Below are 17,265 nucleotides of genomic sequence, written 5' to 3' on the forward strand. Positions count from 1 at the left end.
CATTCCCTTGGTCACCCTCGCCGCATCCACCCGGCATGGGCAGCGACGGCGGACACGGCGCCCGGTCGGCACCTCGGCCGGGCGTCCGGGCATCGCCTGGGCGCTGCCCGCCACCGCCTTCTTCGTCCTGTTCGCCATCGTCCCGCTGATACTCGTCGCCGTGCTCTCGTTCGCGAGCTGGAACGGGCTCGGCGCCCCGACGTTCAACGGCCTCGACAACTGGAACAAGATCTTCGACGACCCGGTCATGATCAAGAGCCTGTGGCTGAGCGTGCTGCTCACCGCGCTCGGGGTCGTCGTCCAGACCCCGCTGAGCATCCTGCTCGGCGTGTGGGCGGCCGGGTCGGAGCGCAACCGGGCCGTCCTCTCGGCGGTCTTCTTCGTACCGCTGCTGCTGTCCGCCACCGCCGTCTCGATCCTCTGGCGCTCCCTGCTCGACCCGAACTTCGGCGTGCCCTCGCAGATGCAGTGGCTCTTCGGCGACGGCAACCTCTTCGGCAGCCAGGCCGGTGCCATCGGCGTACTGGTCTTCGTCAGCGCGTGGCAGTACACCCCCCTGCACACCCTCATCTACCAGGGCGCCACCCGCGCCATCCCCGAGGTGCTGTACCAGGCCGCCGCCATCGACGGGGCGGGCCGGGTGCGGCAGTTCTTCAACGTCACCCTGCCGCAGTTGCGCAACGCGATCATCACCTCGATGATCCTGATGATCGTCGGCGGCCTCACGACCTTCGACACCGTGCTCATCCTGACCCAGGGCGGACCCGGCACGGACACCACCATCAGCGCGTACTACATGTACGACAAGGCGTTCAAGGGCTTCGACTACGGCGCAGGCGCCGCCGTCGCCCTGCTGCTGGTCGTCGTCGCGACCGTGATCTCCCTGGTCGTGGTCCGCGTCTCCGGCTTCGACAGGATGGCCGGGACCCAGGAGGGCGTGTCATGAGGCAGCGTCCCAACTACCTCGCGGGACTGGCCTCCCTGTGCTGGCTGGTCCTGATCGGCCTGCCCGTCTACGTGATGCTGGGCGCCTCGTTCCAGTCCCAGAGCGACTTCGGCGACACCGGACCGCTCGGCTGGCCGGCCCACTTCACCTTCCACAACTTCGTCTACGACTTCCAGAACGGCTTCGGCCGGTACTTCCTGAACACCCTGGTCGTCACCGTCAGCGTGGTCGCGATCGTCGTGGTGCTCGTGCCGCCGCTCGCCTTCGCCATCGTGCGAGGCATCGGCCGCCGCTCCACGCGCAGCGTCTTCAGGCTCTTCCTGCTCGGGCTCGCCGTGCCCGCCCAGGCGGTGATCGTGCCGATGTTCTACGTGATGAGCGAGGTGGGGCTCTACGACAACCTCATCGGTGTCATCCTGCCCACCGCGGCCTTCTGCCTGCCGGTCTGCGCCCTGATCCTCACGGGCACCATGCGCGAGATCGCCCCCGAGCTGTTCGAGGCGATGACCGTGGACGGCGCCTCAACCCACCGGGTCTTCTTCCAGCTCGTGGTGCCGCTGTCCCGCGGGGGCCTGTCGACCATCGTGGTCTTCTCCGCCCTCCAGGCGTGGAACGGCTTCCTCTTCCCGCTGGTGCTCACCCAGTCCGAGTCCAGCAAGGTGATCACGCTCGGCCTGTACAACTTCCGCACGCAGTACGGCACGAACGTCCCCGGCCTGCTCGCTGCCGTCCTGATGTCCACCGTGCCCATCCTGCTCGTCTATCTCTTCGCCCGCCGCGCCCTGATCCAGGGATTGATGGGCGTGGGAGGAAAGTGACCGCCAACGTGACCGCCAACGACACCGGGCTCTCCCGGGCCGCCGGAGCAGACGCCACCGCCGCCCCCGCACCCGCCCAGGCCGCCCCCCGCCCCGCCGCGCCCCGCCGCCCGCCCGTCCCCGACGCCGCCCTGGCCCGGGTCGACGAGCTGATCGCCGGCATGACGATCGAGGAGAAGACGGCGCAGCTCTACGGGCTGTGGGCCGGAGCCTCCGCCGACGGCGCCGAAGTCGCACCGCACCAGCACGACATGGACGCGCCGCCGTCCCTGGACGAACTGCTGCCGCACGGTCTCGGCCAGCTCACCCGCCCGTTCGGCACCACGCCCGTCGACCCCGCCCTCGGTGCCCTCTCGCTGCTGCGCACGCAGCGGCGGATCATCGCGGGGAACCGGTTCGGCATCCCGGCGCTCGCCCATGACGAGTGCCTCGCCGGATTCGCCGCCTGGGGAGCCACCACCTACCCCGTCCCGCTCTCCTGGGGCGCCTCCTTCGACCCCGAGCTGGTCCACGCCGTCGCGCACGCCATCGGCAGCGACATGCGCTCCGTCGGCGTCCACCAGGGCCTCGCCCCGGTCCTCGACGTGGTGCGCGACGCCCGCTGGGGCCGGGTCGAGGAGACCATCGGCGAGGACCCCTACCTCGTCGGCACCGTGGCCACGGCCTACATCCAGGGCCTGGAGTCCGCCGGGGTCGTCGCCACCCTCAAGCACTTCGCCGGCTACTCGGCCTCCCGCGCGGGGCGCAACCTGGCCCCGGTCTCGATGGGCCCGCGGGAACGCGCCGACGTCATCCTGCCGCCGTTCGAGATGGCGGTGCGGGAGAGCGGGGTGCGCTCGGTCATGCACGCCTACACCGACACCGACGGCCTGCCGTCCGCCGCCGACGAAGCGCTGCTGACCGGCCTGCTCCGCGACACCTGGGGCTTCACCGGCACCGTCGTCGCCGACTACTTCGGCATCGCCTTCCTCAAGAACCTGCACGCCGTCGCCGCCGACCTCGGCGCCGCGGCCGGCGCCGCGCTCACCGCCGGCGTGGACGTCGAACTGCCCACCGTCAACGCCTACGCGGCCCCCCTGCGCGCCGCCGTGGCCGCCGGTGACGTGCCCGAGGCACTGGTGGACCGGGCGCTGCGCCGCGTCCTGCTGCAGAAGGCCGAGCTCGGCCTCCTCGACGCCGACTTCTCGCCGGTGCCCGACGCCCTTGCGGGCACCGACCCGGACGCGCCGGACGCCCCCGAACGGCTGCGCGGCACCGTCGACCTGGACAGCCAGCGCAACCGCGAGCGGGCCCGTGCCCTCGCCGAGGCATCCGTCGTCCTGGTGCGCAACGACGGCACCCTGCCCCTGGAGCGGCCCGCCAGGATCGCCCTCATCGGGCCGCAGGCCGCCACCCCCACCGCCGTCCTCGGCTGCTACTCCTTCCCCGTGCACGTCGGCTCCCAGCACCCCGGCACCCCCCTCGGCATCGATCTGCCCACCCTGCACACGACGCTTGCCGCCGAGTTCCCCGACGCGGAGATCACCCTCGCCGAGGGCTGCACCGTCGACGGACCGGGCACCGACGGCTTCGCGGAGGCGCTGCGGGCCGCCCGGGACAGCGATGTCGCCGTCGTCGCGCTCGGCGACCGCGCCGGGCTCTTCGGCCGCGGCACCAGCGGCGAGGGCTGCGACGCGGAGTCCCTCGCGCTGCCCGGCGTCCAGGGGCAGTTGCTGGACGCCCTGCTCGACACCGGCACCCCCGTGGTCCTCGTCCTGCTCGCCGGCCGGCCCTACGCGCTCGGCCGCGCCGCCGGGCAGGCCGCGGCGGTGGTGGAGGCGTTCTTCCCCGGCCAGGAGGGGCCGGCCGCCGTCGCCGGAGTACTCTCCGGCCGCGTCAACCCGTCGGGGCGGCTGCCGGTCAGCGTGCCCGCCTCGCCCGGCAGCCAGCCCTCGACCTACCTCGCCGCCCCGCTGGCCCGCGCCAGCGACGTCTCCAACATCGACCCCACGGCGGCCTTCCCGTTCGGCCACGGTCTGTCCTACACCACTTTCGACTGGTCCGAGGCGGACATCGAGACCGGGGCCGCGCCCACCGACGGCACCCTCAGGCTGTCCTTCACGCTCGCCAACACCGGTGAGCGGGCCGGATCCGAGGTGGTGCAGCTCTACGTGCACGACCCGGTGGCCTCCGTCGTGCAGCCGGTGCAGCGCCTGGTCGGCTACCTCAAGGTGGCCCTGGAGCCGGGCGAGCGCACCCGCGTGCGGGTGGCCGTCCCCGCCGACGTCACCTCCTTCACCGGACGCGACGGCCGGCGCCGCGTGGAGCCCGGCGACGTCGAGCTGCGCCTCGGCGCATCGAGCACCGACATCCGGCTGACCGCCCGCACCCGCCTCACCGGCGAGGTCCGGCACGTCGACCACACCCGCGCCCTGCACGCCCTGATCGAGCGCGCCGGGTAGGCCACGGGTACCGGCTGGTGACGGAAGCCGGGACGGAAGCCGCGAACGAGGGCACGGAGGGAAGCGGCTGACCCGGACGGCCACGGAAGCGGTGCGCCGGGATGATCAGAGGGCGCCGGACGCGTCGGACAGGCTCTAGGCTGGCGGGCATGCCCACGCTGATACTCCTACGGCACGGCCGGTCCACCGCGAACACCACCGGCGTGCTCGCCGGCCGCACTCCCGGGGTCAGCCTCGACGAGCGCGGCCTCTCCCAGGCGGCCGACCTGCCGCGGCGGCTGGCCGAGCTGCCCCTCGCCGTGGCCGTCAGCAGCCCCCTGCAGCGGTGCCGGGAGACCCTGGCACCGCTGCTGGACGCCCGCCCGGGACTCGACCTGCACATCGAGGACCGCCTGAACGAGTGCGACTACGGCGACTGGTCGGGCCGCAAGCTGGCGGAACTGGGGGACGAGCCCCTGATGGAGACCGTCCAGCAGCATCCCTCCGCCGCCGCCTTCCCCGGCGGCGAGTCGCTGCGTGCCATGGCGACCCGCGCCGCCGAGGCGGTGCGCGAGTGGAACGCGCGCGTGACGCGCGAGCACGGACCCGACGCCGTGTACGTGATGTGCTCCCACGGCGACGTCATCAAGTCGCTGGTGGCCGAGGCGCTCGGTCTGCACCTGGACCTCTTCCAGCGGATCTCCGTCGACCCCTGCTCGCTCACCGTCATCCGCTACACCCGGCTGCGGCCCTTCCTGCTGCGCCTCGGAGACACCGGAGACCTCGCCTCCCTGGCGCCCCGGGAGGCCCCCGCGGACGGCAAGGCGGAGGACGGGACCGCGCAGGGCGACGCAGCGGTCGGGGGCGGTGCGGGCGCACCGTGATCGTTCGCAGCAGTAGGGTGAGTCGATCGCGCCGTGCGCATGCCCGGTGCGACCGCCCCGTTGCCGACCCGAACGACCGCACCGACCACCCGACGGACCGGCGACAGACCGGCGTCAGGACCAGCAGCCGATAACCGCAGTCGATCCCACATGGAGACAGGACGTGTCCCGTCAGGTGTTCCTCTACGACCCACCGGAACGTTTCGTGGCCGGTACGGTCGGGCTGCCCGGGCGCCGCACCTTCTTCCTCCAGGCCTCCGCGGGAACCAGGGTGACCAGCGTCGCCCTGGAGAAGACCCAGGTGGCCGCGCTCGCCGAGCGGATGGACGAACTCCTCGACGAGGTCGTGCGCCGCAGCGGCGGCAGCGCCTCGGTACCGGCCGTCGCGCCCACCGAGGTCTCCGACACCGCGCCGCTCGACACCCCCGTGGAGGAGGAGTTCCGCGTCGGCACCATGGCCCTGGCCTGGGACGGCGACGAGCAGCGCATGATCGTGGAGGCACAGGCCCTGGTCGAGCTGGACGCCGACTCGGAGGACGACCTCGCCGCGGCCGAGGAGCGGTTGCTCCAGGACGAGGAGAACGGTCCTCCGATGCTGCGCGTCAGGCTCAGCGGCGCCCAGGCCAGGGCCTTCGCCAAGCGCGCCCTGGAGGTCGTCAACGCCGGACGCCCGCCCTGCCCGCTGTGCAGCCTGCCGCTCGACCCGGAGGGACACGTATGTCCGCGCCAGAACGGATACCGCCGCGGAGCGTGACCGTCACCGACCTGCTCACGCAGGGCGAGCTGACGGTGCGCGGCCGGATCCGGGACGCTTCGAACGCGGTGCTGTTCTGCACCGTCGAGCACGACGGCGAGCGGGCCGAGTGCGTCTACAAACCGGTCGCGGGCGAGCGGCCGCTGTGGGACTTCCCCGACGGCTCCCTGGCCCGCCGCGAGGTGGCCGCCTACGAGGTCTCCGAGGCACTCGGCTGGGGCCTGGTGCCGCCGACCGTGCTGCGGGACGGGCCGCACGGCGAGGGCATGTGCCAGTTGTGGATCGAGACACTGCCGCCGGACGCCGCCCCGGAGCTGCTGGCCCTCGTCGACGCCGAGGAGCCCGAGCCCGGCTGGAAGGCCATAGGCCTCGCCGAGGTCGGCGAGGGCCGCACGGCGCTGCTGGTGCACGCCGACGACCCCCGGCTGCGGCGGCTCGCGGTGCTCGACGCGGTGATCAACAACGCCGACCGCAAGGGCGGCCACCTGCTGCCCGCCGCCGGTGAGCGGCTGTACGGGATCGACCACGGGGTCACCTTCAACGCCGAGAACAAGCTGCGCACCCTGCTGTGGGGGTGGGCGGGGGAGTCGCTGACCGAGGAGGCGCTGACCGCGCTCGCCGCCCTGCGCGGGGCGCTGGCCGAGGGCGGGCCGCTCGCGCTGCGCCTCGCCGAGCTGATCACCCCGCAGGAGCTGGACGCCACCCGGAGCCGAGTGGCCGCGCTGCTCGACTCGGGCCGCCACCCGGCCCCTTCCGGTGAGTGGCCGGCCATCCCCTGGCCCCCCGTGTAGCCGCCCGCACGCACCCGCACACGCATACCGGGCCGGGGAATGCAAGAGGGCCTCACCGACCATCTGCCCCGGTCCGGTTCGTAGGTGGAGCCTCCATCCGGTTAGGCTCATGACATGCATGCCTGGCCCGCTTCTGAGGTCCCCGCCCTGCCTGGCAGAGGCCGCGACCTACGGATCCACGACACTGCGACCGGCGGCCTCGTCACCGTGCACCCCGGTCCCGTCGCCCGCATCTACGTCTGCGGGATCACCCCGTACGACGCGACCCATCTGGGGCACGCGGCGACCTACAACGCGTTCGACCTGGTGCAACGCGTGTGGCTCGACACGAAGCGGCAGGTGCAGTACGTCCAGAACGTCACCGACGTGGACGACCCCCTGCTGGAGCGCGCCCTGCGCGACGGCGTCGACTGGACCAGCCTCGCCGAGCGCGAGACCTCGCTGTTCCGCGAGGACATGACGGCCCTGCGGATGCTGCCCCCGCAGCACTACATAGGCGCCGTGGAGGCCATACCCGGCATCGTCCCGCTCGTGGAGCGGCTGCGGGACGCGGGAGCGGCGTACGAGCTCGAAGGCGACATCTACTTCTCCGTCGCCGCCGACCCGCACTTCGGCACCGTCTCGCACCTCGACGCCGCCGCCATGCGGCTGCTGTCCGCGGAGCGCGGCGGGGACCCGGAGCGGCCCGGCAAGAAGAACCCGCTCGACCCGATGCTGTGGAAGGCCGCACGCGACGACGAGCCCAGTTGGGACGGCGGTTCGCTCGGCGCCGGCAGGCCCGGCTGGCACATCGAGTGCGTGGCCATCGCGCTGGAGCACCTCGGCATGGGCTTCGACGTCCAGGGCGGCGGCTCGGACCTCGCCTTCCCGCACCACGAGATGGGCGCCTCGCACGCCCAGGCGCTGACCGGGGAGTTCCCCTTCGCCAAGGCCTACGTGCACGCCGGAATGGTGGCGCTGGACGGCGAGAAGATGTCCAAGTCCAAGGGCAACCTGGTCTTCGTGTCGCAACTGCGCAGGGACGGCATCGACCCGGCGGCGATCCGGCTCGCCCTGCTGGACCACCACTACCGCTTCGACTGGGAGTGGACCGACGACGTCCTCGCCACGGCCGTGGCCCGGCTGGAGAGCTGGCGCGCCGCCGTCTCCCGCCCGGACGGCCCGCCCGCCCTCGGCCTCGTGGAGGAGGTCCGCGAGGCCCTGGCGCACGACCTGGACGCTCCGGCCGCGCTCCTCGCGGTCGACCGCTGGGCCGCACTCCAGCGCCGGGAGGGCGGCACCGACACGGGCGCCCCCGGTGTGGTGTCCCGCGCCGTGGACGCACTGCTGGGCGTGGCCCTGTAGCTCCCCGTACCCCCGCGCCCCAGCGGCGCGGGGGCACCGCTCGACCGACCGTGACGGGGGAGCGTTGCATCAGCGCGACGGGGGGCGGTCCCGCGGATGACCGGGCGCGGCCGCAGTGTCCTCAGAGCGGGGGACGGCGGGCAGGGTGCTGCCCGCTCCGCCCCCGCGCCCCGCCGGGGCGCGGCTCACTCGTCCTGGGTGTCCCCGCCGTCGCCGTCGCCGTCGTCGTCGCCCCGGCGCGGCGGCTTGGGCGGCCGGGTCCGGCCGCTCGGGTTGTCGCGGAGGTACGACGACCCCTCGCCGCCGTCCGTGGCGTGGCCTCCCGCCGTACCGCCGGGCCCGGGCCCGGGCCCGCCGCCGTCCCGCCTGCGGAGATAACGCTCGAACTCGCGCGCGATGGCCTCGCCGGACGCCTCCGGCAGGTCGGCGGTGTCCCGCGCCTCCTCCAGCGTCTGCACGTACTCCGCGACCTCGCTGTCCTCGGACGCGAGCTGGTCCACGCCCAGTTGCCACGCCCGGGCGTCCTCGGGCAGCTCGCCCAGCGGGATGCGCAGGTCGATCAGGTCCTCCAGGCGGTTGAGGAGCGCCAGGGTGGCCTTGGGATTCGGTGGCTGCGAGACGTAGTGCGGCACGGCCGCCCACAGGCTCACGGCGGGCACTCCCGCATGGGTGCACGCCTCCTGGAGGATGCCGACGATGCCCGTGGGGCCCTCGTACTTGGTCTCCTCCAGGTTCATCGTGCGGGCCAGGTCCGGATCCGAGGTGACACCGCTGACGGGGACCGGCCTGGTGTGCGGGGTGTCGCCGAGCAGCGCCCCCAGTACCACCACCAGCTCCACGCCCAGCTCGTGCGCAAAACCCAGCAGCTCGTTGCAGAACGAGCGCCAGCGCATGGACGGCTCGATGCCCCGGACCAGCACCAGGTCACGCGGCTTCTCGCCGCCCACCCTGACCACCGAGAGCCGGGTCGTCGGCCAGGTGATCTTGCGGATCCCGCCGTCCAGCCACACCGTGGGACGGTTGACCTGGAAGTCGTAGTAGTCCTCGGCGTCCAGCGCCGCGAACACCTCGCCCTTCCACTCCCGCTCCAGGTGCGCGACCGCGGTGGAGGCGGCGTCGCCCGCGTCGTTCCAACCCTCGAACGCCGCCACCATGACCGGGTCGACCAGCTCGGGAACCCCGTCGAGCTCGATCACCCAGTGCCTCCTTCCGACGTACCTCGCGTACGTCCCAACCTTACGGCCCCGGCGGGCCCCCTCCGCAGCCCCTTTGCGCGGGTGAGTGAACCGATCACCACCCCGACGAAGATCGCGTACACTGCACGTGCCCGGCACCCGGCGACGGCATGGCGCACCAGCAGCCGGACACACCGCGTGACCGTCCGGTCGCCCTCAGAGAGTGGAGCGCAGCCACTGCTCCACACTGGCGATGTGCACCGTCGCCCACGACCTGGCCGCCTCCGCGTCCCGGTCGCGCAGCGCCCCGAGGATCGCGCGGTGCTCGTGCAGGGTCCGGCTGACCGCGTCCTCCTGGGTCAGGCCCCGCCAGATGCGGGCGCGCGTCGTCGGCCCCGACAGCCCGTCCAGCAGCGAGCACAGCACCGAGTTCCCTGACGTCTGCACGATGCCGCGGTGGAACTCCAGGTCGCAGGCGACCAGTTCCTCCACCGACGGCGCCCCGCCCAGCGCGTCGAGCTGGAGCGTCAGCGCATCGAGCTGCGCCCCGCCGATCCGGGACGCGGCCATCGCCGTCGCGGCCGGCTCCAGGATCCGGCGCACCGCCAGGAACTCGAGGACCGTGTCGTCGCGGTGGAAGTCCACCACGAAGCTCAGGGCCTCCAGCAGCAGTTGCGGATCCAGGCTCGTCACATAGGTGCCGTCGCCCTGGCGCACGTCGAGGATGCGGATCAGCGACAGCGCGCGCACCGCCTCCCGCAGCGAGTTGCGGGACAGCCCGAGGTCCGCCGCCAACTCGCTCTCCTTGGGCAGCCGGTCGCCGGGGCGCAGCGCGCCGGAGACGATCATCCCCTTGATCTTCTCGATCGCCTCGTCGGTGACAGCCATGGCCCCGTCCCTCCGGTAAGACCTCCGATGTCTGGGTCACATTACTGCGGGTGGCGGACGCGGCCGGCCGCCGCCCCGGGACGCTCGGCGCCGCATGCCGCCGCCCCGCCCGGCCGCCGCCCGGTGGCCAACTCCGCCGCGGCCCCGACCGGTTCGGCTGACGGCACCGGCAACTGGGACGCCCCGTCGTGCTGGGCCGGTGTGCTCTTCCGGCCCGCCCTCGCCCTGCTGCTCACCCTCGTGGCGCTCGCGCTGCCGAAGACGCCCGGCGGCCTGCGGGCCGACGCGCAGGGGGTGGCGGCCGTCACGGGCCGCCATCGCAGGGCCTGCGCATGGCCCGACGTCGAGGCCGTGCGCGTCCGCCAGGTCCGCGGCAGGGGCCTCGGCCGGCGCGCCTACGGCCCGCACGTGCGGCTCAGGCCCGGCGCGCCCGGGCCGCCGCGTGCGTTCCGGGGCCGCGCCGGCCGGCACCTGGTCCTGCCGGCCGGCCTGCGCAGGGCCGTGCCCCCGGACATCGCGGCCGCCTTCGTCCGCTTCTCCCAGGGCCGCCGGCAGGGCTGAGCGCGCTCACTGCCACAGCATGCTCGGCACCTGGCCGCGCAGCACGGGGGCGATCTCCTCCGCGAACCGCTGGAGCATCTCCACCTGTTCACCGCGCGACAGGCCCTGGCCGTCCACCGAGATCGACTGGAGGTCGTGCCGGTACACCTCGTGGAAGGCGAGGATCTTCTCGATGATCTGCTCGGGAGAACCGATCAGTTGCGGGCCGTGCGCCATCGCCTCCTCGATGGTGCGAAACGGCGTGTTGTAGCCCGCCCGGCCCGCCAGGTGCGGCTTGTACGCCTGCCGCACCCGCGCCTCGTACAGCTCCTTGTACCGCGACACCGCCTGCTCGGGGGTGTCCGCGATGAGCAGCCCGCCCGAGCCGGCCGCCACATGGGCGTCCGCGGGATCGTGCCCGTACGCCTCGAACCGCTCCCGGTAGTGCTCGACCAGCCGGGCGTAGGCAGGGCGCGGCTGGACGGCGTTGGCGGTGAACAGCGGATCGCCGTGCCTGGCCGCCAACTCGGGGGAGTCGAGGCTGGTCGCGGAGCCGTGCCAGACCCGCGGGGGGCCGTCGTAGGGCCGCGGAATGGTCGTCGCGTTCTTCAGCGGCGGCCTGAACTCGCCCTGCCAGTCGACGTTCTCCTCGCGCCACAGCCGGCGCAGCAGCTCGTACTTCTCCTTCTGGAGGTCCCACTGCCGCTCCTCCGGGAGCCCGAAGAGGTCGAAGTGGCCCGCCTCCGCGCCCTTGCCGATCACCAGCTCCAGCCGGCCGCGGGAGAGCTGGTCGAGCGTCGCGTAGTCCTCCGCCACCCGCACCGGATCCAGGACCGCCACCACGGTCACCCCCGTGAGCAGTCTGATCCGCGAGGTACGCGCGGCCAGCGCGCCGAGCACCACCGTGGGCGCCGACGACAGGAAGGCGCCCGCGTGGCGCTCACCGACCGCGTACGCGTCGAACCCGAGGTGCTCCGCCACCACACCCGCCTCGACCACCTCCTCGAACCGGTCGGCGGGGGAGGGCAGCGCACCGGTGAGCGGATGCGGGGCCCGGCCGATGAGGGAGAGCACTTGGAACTTCACGGGCTTCCTCCAGCTCTGCGGACGGCCGGCGCTCCGCCCGGCGACCGGACCGTACGGGAAGGCCCTGCCTGCGGGACACGAGCGGAGCACCGGGGCATCCCTCCACGATCGCCGCGGCACGTTGCACGGGTGTGTCCGCACTGTGGCGGCGCGGCCGGGCGCACCGCGGGCGGCCACGGCGGGACCGCCCGCGGTGGCCGGACGGCGTCGGCGCGGCGCCGCGGCCCGTGCCGCGGCGCCGGCCGCGCACCGTGTCACCGCTGGTCGAGCAGGCGCTGCACCTCGGCGCGGATCCGGTCGTCGGCCAGGCCGCGGATGGTGAGGGTGGTGCGCCGCCGCAGCACGTCGTCGGCGGTCTCGGCCCACTCGTTGTCCCGGGCGTGCACGACCTGCGCCCAGATCTCCGGGGCGTCGGGGTGGATGCGCTCGGCCAGCTCGGGATGTTCGTCGGCGAGGCGGGCGATGCCGAGGGCGAGCGAGCCGTAGTGGGTGGCGAGATGCCTAGCGGTGTCGGGCGCCAGCTCCCGGCCGGGCACCGGGTGGTCCACCAGCAGCCGGTGCGTGACCGCACGCGGGCTGGCCACCCCGGGCAGCGGCATCCGCTTGGGCAGCCGGGACACCGGCTCGAAGTCCTCGCCCAGCGGGCTGCCGGGCAGCGTCTGCAGGGTGGCCAGCACGGTGCGGCCGATGTGCCGGAACGTCGTCCACTTGCCGCCCGCGACCGACAGCATGCCGCCCCTGCCCTCGGTGACCACCGTCTCCCGCCTGGCCTTCGCGGTGTCGCCGGGCCCGCCGGGCAGCACCCGCAGACCGGCGAAGGAGTAGGTGATCAGATCGCGGGACACCTGCCGGTCGCGGAGCGAGAGGGCGGCCTCGTCCAGGATCTGCGTGACGTCCCGGTCGGTGACAGCCACGTCCGCGGGATCGCCTTCGTACGCCTCGTCCGTGGTGCCCAGCAGGAGCATGTCCTCCCAGGGCAGCGCGAACGTGATGCGGTACTTGTCGATCGGCGTGGCCAGGGCCGCGCGCCACGGGGAGGTGCGTTTGAGGACCAGGTGCGCCCCCTTCGACAGCCGGATGGAGGGCGCCGCGCCCGGATCCTCCATCCGCCGCAGGTGGTCGACCCAGGGTCCCGTGGCGTTGAGCACCAGCCGGGCGTTCACCCCGAACTCGGTGCCGTCCCTGCGGTCCTTCACGTCCGCGCCCGTGACCCGGCCGAGCGTCCGGCGCAGCCCCATCACCTCGGCGTGGTTCAGCACGACGGCGCCGGCGTCCACCGCCGCACGCACCGTCATCAAAGCCATGCGCGCGTCGTTCATCTGGTCGTCGCCGTACACGGCCACCGCCCTCAGGTTCTCCGTGCGCAGCTCGGGCACGTCCCGGCGGGCCCTGGCGGGGCTGAGCAGGTGGCCCACGCCGTCACCGAACGCGGACAGCGCCGAGTAGGCGAGGACACCCGCGCCCAGCTTCGCCGCGCCGTGCGGGCCGCCCTGGTAGACCGGCAGGTAGAAGCGGAGCGGGTTGGACAGGTGCGGGGCTATCTGGCGGGCCACCGCACGGCGCTCCAGGTGGTTCTCCGCCACCAGCCGCACCGCGCCGGTCTGCAGGTACCGAAGGCCGCCGTGCAGCAGCTTGGAGGAGGCAGAGGAGGTGGCCGAGGCGAAGTCGCCCGCGTCCACCAGGGCCACCCGCAGTCCGGACTGGGCGGCGTGCCAGGCGGTCGAGATCCCGAGGATCCCGCCGCCGATCACCAGGAGGTCGTACGTCGCGCGGGACAGCCGCTCCCGGGTCTCGGCACGGCTGTCCGTGCCCCGCGCCGCCCGGGGTCCGGCCGCCGGCCGGGTCCCTTGCGCGGCGGGGACGCTCTGCAGGGTGGTCATGGTGGTGTCTCCCCATGCTCGTGGTGCGTCGCGCACGGCACGGGACGCGCTCGGCGCCCTCGCACGGTGCTCCTGGTTGCGGCCACGAGGCCGGCGCAACGGCTGCGCTGCCGGTCCCGGTCCCGTGGCCGCCGGTGCCTCAGTCCTCCAGCCAGCCCATGGTCCGCTGGACGGCCTTGAGCCAGAGCTTGTACTCGCGGTCGCGGGTCTCGGCGTCCATGGCCGGCGTCCACTCCGCGGCCCGCCGCCAGTTGGCCCGCAGCGCGTGGACGTCCGGCCAGAAGCCGGTGGCGAGCCCCGCGGCGTAGGCGGCGCCGAGCGCCGTCGTCTCCGCGACCATCGGACGCACCACGGGCGCGTCGAGGACGTCGGCGAGGGTCTGCATCAGCAGGTTGTTTGCGGTCATTCCGCCGTCGACCTTGAGGGCACTCACCTCCACGCCCGAGTCCTTCTTCATCGCGTCGGCGATCTCCTTGGTCTGCCACGCGGTTGCCTCCAGCACGGCACGCGCGATGTGTGCCTTGGTGACGTACCGGCTGAGCCCGGCGATCACCCCGCGCGCGTCGGAGCGCCAGTACGGCGCGAAGAGCCCGGAGAAGGCCGGCACGAAGTAGGCACCGCCGTTGTCCTCCACGGAGGACGCCAGCGTCTCGATCTCGGCGGCGGTGCTGATCAGGCCCATCTGGTCGCGCATCCACTGCACCAGGGCGCCGGTCACGGCGATGGAGCCCTCCAGGGCGTACACCGCCTGCTGGTCACCGATGCGGTAGCCGACGGTGGTGATCAGGCCCGAGTAGGAGTTGATGGCCTTGTGGGCGGTGTTGATCAGCATGAACGTGCCGGTGCCGTACGTGGACTTGGCCTCGCCCTCGTCGAAGCAGGTCTGGCCGAACAGCGCCGCCTGCTGGTCGCCGAGCGCGGACGCGACCGGCACCCCGCGCAGCAGCTCGCCCAGTGTCCCGCCCCTGACCTCCCCGTACACCTCCGCCGAGGAGCGGATCTCGGGCAGCACCTGCGGGGGCACGCCGATGGAGCTGCAGATGCGCTCGTCCCACTCCATGCTGTGCAGGTTCATCAGCAGGGTGCGGGAGGCGTTGGTGACGTCGGTGACGTGGCGCCCGCCGTTGACACCACCGGTCAGGTTCCAGATGACCCAGGAGTCCATGGTGCCGAAGAGGATGTCGCCCGCCTCGGCACGCTCGCGCAGGCCCTCGACGTTGTCGAGCAGCCAGCGGACCTTCGGCCCGGCGAAGTAGGTGGCCAGCGGCAGGCCGGTCTCCCGGCGGAACCTGTCCTGGCCGACGTTGCGGCCGAGCTCCTTGCAGAGCGCGTCGGTGCGGGTGTCCTGCCACACGATGGCGTTGTGCACCGGCTGACCGGTCTTGCGGTCCCACAGCAGGGTGGTCTCGCGCTGGTTGGTGATGCCGATCGCCTGGATGTCGGCACGGGTGACGCCCGCCTTGGTGATGGCACCCGCGATGACCTCCTGCACATTGCGCCAGATCTCGGTGGCGTTGTGCTCGACCCAGCCGGGCCGCGGGAAGATCTGCTCGTGCTCCTTCTGGTCGACGGAGACGATCCGGCCGTCCCGGTCGAAGATGATGCAGCGGCTGGACGTGGTGCCCTGGTCGAGGGCGGCGATGAACGGCCCTTCGCCGTGGGAGTGGGAAGCGGTGGTGGGTGCGTCGGTCACGGTGTGCTCCAGAAGTTCTCGGGTGGCTTCTCGGCTCGGGGGAGTGGTGCCCGGGCCCGCGGGCGAGGGGGCGTCCGCGGTCCCCGTTGCACGACCCGGGGTGACGCTCCTGCGCCTCGCCGCGTCCGTCAGGCGAACGCGACGTTGTACAGGCCGGCCGCGAGTGCGCCGCCGACCAGCGGGCCGACGACGGGTATCCAGGCGTAGCTCCAGTCGGAACCGCCCTTGTTCGGCAGCGGGATCAGCGCGTGCACTATGCGGGGCCCGAGGTCGCGCACCGGGTTGATGGCGTAACCGGTGGGCCCGCCGAGGGAGAGGCCGATGCCGACCACCACGAGCGACGTGATCAGGGCGCCGAGGGTGCCGAGGCCGTTGCCGCTGTCATTGAGGCCCTGGGTGAGGATCGCGATGACCAGCACGAACGTGGCGATGATCTCGGTCATCAGGTTCTGGACGACATTGCGGACCTCGGGGCCCGTGGAGAAGACACCGAGCACCGGGCCCGCGGCGGGCGCCGCCTTCTGGTCGACCATGGCCTCCTGCCCGGGCTGGGCGGCCAGCACCTCGGGATCGGTGAGGTGCGCCTGGAACTGGCCGTAGTAGGCGAGCCACACCAGCACCGCGCCGATGATCGCGCCGAGCAGCTCGGAGCCGAGGTAGAGCGGGACGTCGCTCCACTTGGTGCCGCCCTCTATGGCGAGCCCTATGGTGACCGCCGGGTTGAGGTGGGCGCCGGAGACGCCGCCCGCGACATAGGCGCCGGTCAGCACCGCGAAGCCCCACCCGAAGGTGATCGCCAGCCAGCCGGCGTTCTGCGCCTTGGAACGCTTGAGCGTGGCGGCGGCGCAGACGCCACCGCCCAGCAGGATGAGCAGGGCGGTACCTGTGGTCTCGCCGATGAAGATGTCGGAGCTGGACACCCGCGACTCCTTTGTCCTTCGTCCAGGGGAAGGCGAACCCCAGGATTCCCGCCCCGGTGGTCCGCGCCCCTCATCACATGAGGGTGTTGCGGTCGTGGCGTTGCCACACTCTAGCGCGTATTGCCGTTAGGTGTTCGACAATGCCGACCGTCGGACGCGAGTCTTGCTCCGCTGTTACTGGCCCGTCAAGGCCCTGGGCGGCGAAAATCCGATCGTTCACCGATCCCCGGTGGGCGCCGCTCAGAAACGTCCGGCGCCCAGGTCCCGGGAGACGGCACGGGCGCAGTCGCGCACCGCCGCGACCAGCTCCGGGCGCAGCTCCCCGGCACGGCACACCCGCTCCACGGCGCCGGTGACCCCCACCGCGCCCACCGGCATGTGCCGCCGGTCGTGGATGGGCGCCGCCACCGACGCCACGCCCTCCCAGGTCTCCTCTATGTCGGCGGCGTAGCCACGCGCGCGCGTGAGGTCCAGCACCGCCTCGAAGTCCTCCGCGGAGCTGACGGTCCGCGCCGTGTAGGGCTTGCGCTCCGCCTCCAGGGCCTCGCTGTGCGCCACCGGGTCGTACGCCGAGAGCACCTTGCCGAGGGCCGTCGAGTGCAGCGGCTGCATCGCGCCCACCTCCAGCACCTGCCGGCTGTCGTCGGGCCGGAAGACGTGGTGCACGATCAGCACGCCGTGCTGGTGCAGCACGCCGAGGTATGCGCTCTCCCCGCTGGAGCGGGCCAGGTCGTCGGTCCACACCAGCGCGCGCGAGCGCAACTCGTGCACGTCCAGGTAGCTGTTGCCCAGCCTGAGCAGCTCGGCGCCGAGCTGGTAGCGGCCCGAGGCCGGGTCCTGCTCGACGAAGCCCTCCTCGTGCAGGGTGCGCAGGATGCCGTGCGCGGTGCCCTTGGCCAGGCCCAGGGAGGAGGCGATGTCCGACAGGCCGAGCCGCCGCTCGCCGCCCGCCAGCAGCCGCAGCATCGCGGCCGCGCGCTCGAGCGACTGGATGTTCCGTGCCATCGCCTGCTGCCTCCGTTCCTCGGACGGCCTCCACCGGGCCACATCCTGCGCACGGCCTCGTCCGCACGAGGCTGGTCGGCATTGCTGAACACTATCGGTCGTTGCCGACCTGTCGCCAACG

General features: G+C 72.9%; 15 protein-coding genes. 8 read left to right on the forward strand and 7 right to left on the reverse strand.

Annotated features, from left to right (window positions below):
* Positions 1–7 precede the first annotated feature (7 nt).
* From IE313_RS08910 to mshC, 7 genes are all read left to right on the forward strand, one after another.
* Positions 8–946 carry a carbohydrate ABC transporter permease gene (locus IE313_RS08910; protein WP_189930428.1) on the forward strand — a complete coding sequence of 313 codons (939 nt, stop codon included), beginning with the start codon at positions 8–10 and terminating at the stop codon, positions 944–946.
* Entirely contained in the window at positions 943–1,764 is an 822-nt protein-coding gene (locus tag IE313_RS08915) for a carbohydrate ABC transporter permease (protein ID WP_189930429.1), read from the forward strand. The genes IE313_RS08910 and IE313_RS08915 overlap by 4 nt, the downstream gene beginning before the upstream one ends.
* A gap of 161 nt (positions 1,765–1,925) precedes the next feature.
* On the forward strand, positions 1,926–4,205 hold the full coding sequence (locus tag IE313_RS08920; protein ID WP_189930688.1) for a beta-xylosidase/alpha-l-arabinosidase: 2,280 nt from the start codon (positions 1,926–1,928) through the stop codon (positions 4,203–4,205).
* A 149-nt stretch (positions 4,206–4,354) separates the two neighbouring features.
* Positions 4,355–5,068, forward strand: coding sequence for a histidine phosphatase family protein (locus tag IE313_RS08925; protein WP_189930430.1), 714 nt, complete (start codon positions 4,355–4,357; stop codon positions 5,066–5,068).
* Between the two features lie 163 nt (positions 5,069–5,231).
* Positions 5,232–5,822 carry a DUF3090 domain-containing protein gene (locus tag IE313_RS08930; protein ID WP_189930431.1) on the forward strand — a complete coding sequence of 197 codons (591 nt, stop codon included), beginning with the start codon at positions 5,232–5,234 and terminating at the stop codon, positions 5,820–5,822.
* Positions 5,786–6,613: an SCO1664 family protein gene (locus IE313_RS08935; RefSeq protein WP_189930432.1), complete on the forward strand. Its 828-nt coding sequence runs from the start codon at positions 5,786–5,788 to the stop codon at positions 6,611–6,613. Before IE313_RS08930 ends, IE313_RS08935 begins: the two co-directional genes overlap by 37 nt.
* A 114-nt stretch (positions 6,614–6,727) precedes the next feature.
* The gene (gene mshC / locus IE313_RS08940; protein WP_189930433.1) at positions 6,728–7,957 is read left to right on the forward strand and encodes a cysteine--1-D-myo-inosityl 2-amino-2-deoxy-alpha-D-glucopyranoside ligase; all 1,230 of its coding nucleotides are present in this window, start codon (positions 6,728–6,730) and stop codon (positions 7,955–7,957) included.
* 185 nt (positions 7,958–8,142) lie between these two features.
* Here mshC and IE313_RS08945 read toward each other — a convergent pair whose 3' ends face one another.
* Positions 8,143–9,153, reverse strand: coding sequence for a PAC2 family protein (locus tag IE313_RS08945; RefSeq protein ID WP_189930434.1), 1,011 nt, complete (start codon positions 9,151–9,153; stop codon positions 8,143–8,145).
* A gap of 195 nt (positions 9,154–9,348) precedes the next feature.
* Positions 9,349–10,020 (reverse strand): FadR/GntR family transcriptional regulator, encoded by a 672-nt coding sequence (locus IE313_RS08950; RefSeq protein WP_189930435.1) that lies wholly within the window; start codon positions 10,018–10,020, stop codon positions 9,349–9,351.
* Positions 10,021–10,143: 123 nt separating this feature from the next.
* Here IE313_RS08950 and IE313_RS08955 point away from each other — a divergent pair, with 123 nt between their 5' ends.
* Entirely contained in the window at positions 10,144–10,581 is a 438-nt protein-coding gene (locus tag IE313_RS08955) for a hypothetical protein (RefSeq protein WP_189930436.1), read from the forward strand.
* 6 nt (positions 10,582–10,587) lie between these two features.
* Here IE313_RS08955 and IE313_RS08960 read toward each other — a convergent pair whose 3' ends face one another.
* The 5 genes from IE313_RS08960 to IE313_RS08980 form a co-directional block, all read right to left on the reverse strand.
* Entirely contained in the window at positions 10,588–11,646 is a 1,059-nt protein-coding gene (locus IE313_RS08960; RefSeq protein ID WP_189930437.1) for an LLM class flavin-dependent oxidoreductase, read from the reverse strand.
* 254 nt (positions 11,647–11,900) lie between these two features.
* The gene (locus tag IE313_RS08965) at positions 11,901–13,526 is read right to left on the reverse strand and encodes a glycerol-3-phosphate dehydrogenase/oxidase (protein WP_189930438.1); all 1,626 of its coding nucleotides are present in this window, start codon (positions 13,524–13,526) and stop codon (positions 11,901–11,903) included.
* A 139-nt stretch (positions 13,527–13,665) separates the two neighbouring features.
* The gene (gene glpK / locus IE313_RS08970; RefSeq protein ID WP_189930439.1) at positions 13,666–15,219 is read right to left on the reverse strand and encodes a glycerol kinase GlpK; all 1,554 of its coding nucleotides are present in this window, start codon (positions 15,217–15,219) and stop codon (positions 13,666–13,668) included.
* Positions 15,220–15,347: 128 nt separating this feature from the next.
* Positions 15,348–16,139, reverse strand: a complete 792-nt coding sequence (locus IE313_RS08975; RefSeq protein WP_189930440.1) for an MIP/aquaporin family protein — start codon at positions 16,137–16,139, stop codon at positions 15,348–15,350.
* 240 nt (positions 16,140–16,379) lie between these two features.
* Positions 16,380–17,144: an IclR family transcriptional regulator gene (locus tag IE313_RS08980; protein ID WP_189930441.1), complete on the reverse strand. Its 765-nt coding sequence runs from the start codon at positions 17,142–17,144 to the stop codon at positions 16,380–16,382.
* Positions 17,145–17,265 lie beyond the last annotated feature (121 nt).

It is taken from the genome of Streptomyces sulfonofaciens (assembly GCF_014656295.1).
GTDB lineage: Bacteria > Actinomycetota > Actinomycetes > Streptomycetales > Streptomycetaceae > Streptomyces > Streptomyces sulfonofaciens.

What these genes read in the sequence shown, in the direction of transcription:
- IE313_RS08915 (WP_189930429.1), top strand. Translation starts at nt 943, where the DNA reads ATGAGGCAGCGTCCCAACTACCTCGCGGGACTGGCCTCCCTGTGCTGG.
- IE313_RS08920 (WP_189930688.1), top strand. Translation starts at nt 1,926, where the DNA reads ATGACGATCGAGGAGAAGACGGCGCAGCTCTACGGGCTGTGGGCCGGA.
- IE313_RS08925 (WP_189930430.1), top strand. Translation starts at nt 4,355, where the DNA reads ATGCCCACGCTGATACTCCTACGGCACGGCCGGTCCACCGCGAACACC.
- IE313_RS08935 (WP_189930432.1), top strand. Translation starts at nt 5,786, where the DNA reads ATGTCCGCGCCAGAACGGATACCGCCGCGGAGCGTGACCGTCACCGAC.
- mshC (WP_189930433.1), top strand. Translation starts at nt 6,728, where the DNA reads ATGCATGCCTGGCCCGCTTCTGAGGTCCCCGCCCTGCCTGGCAGAGGC.
- IE313_RS08950 (WP_189930435.1), bottom strand. Translation starts at nt 10,020, where the DNA reads ATGGCTGTCACCGACGAGGCGATCGAGAAGATCAAGGGGATGATCGTC.
- IE313_RS08965 (WP_189930438.1), bottom strand. Translation starts at nt 13,526, where the DNA reads ATGACCACCCTGCAGAGCGTCCCCGCCGCGCAAGGGACCCGGCCGGCG.
- IE313_RS08980 (WP_189930441.1), bottom strand. Translation starts at nt 17,144, where the DNA reads ATGGCACGGAACATCCAGTCGCTCGAGCGCGCGGCCGCGATGCTGCGG.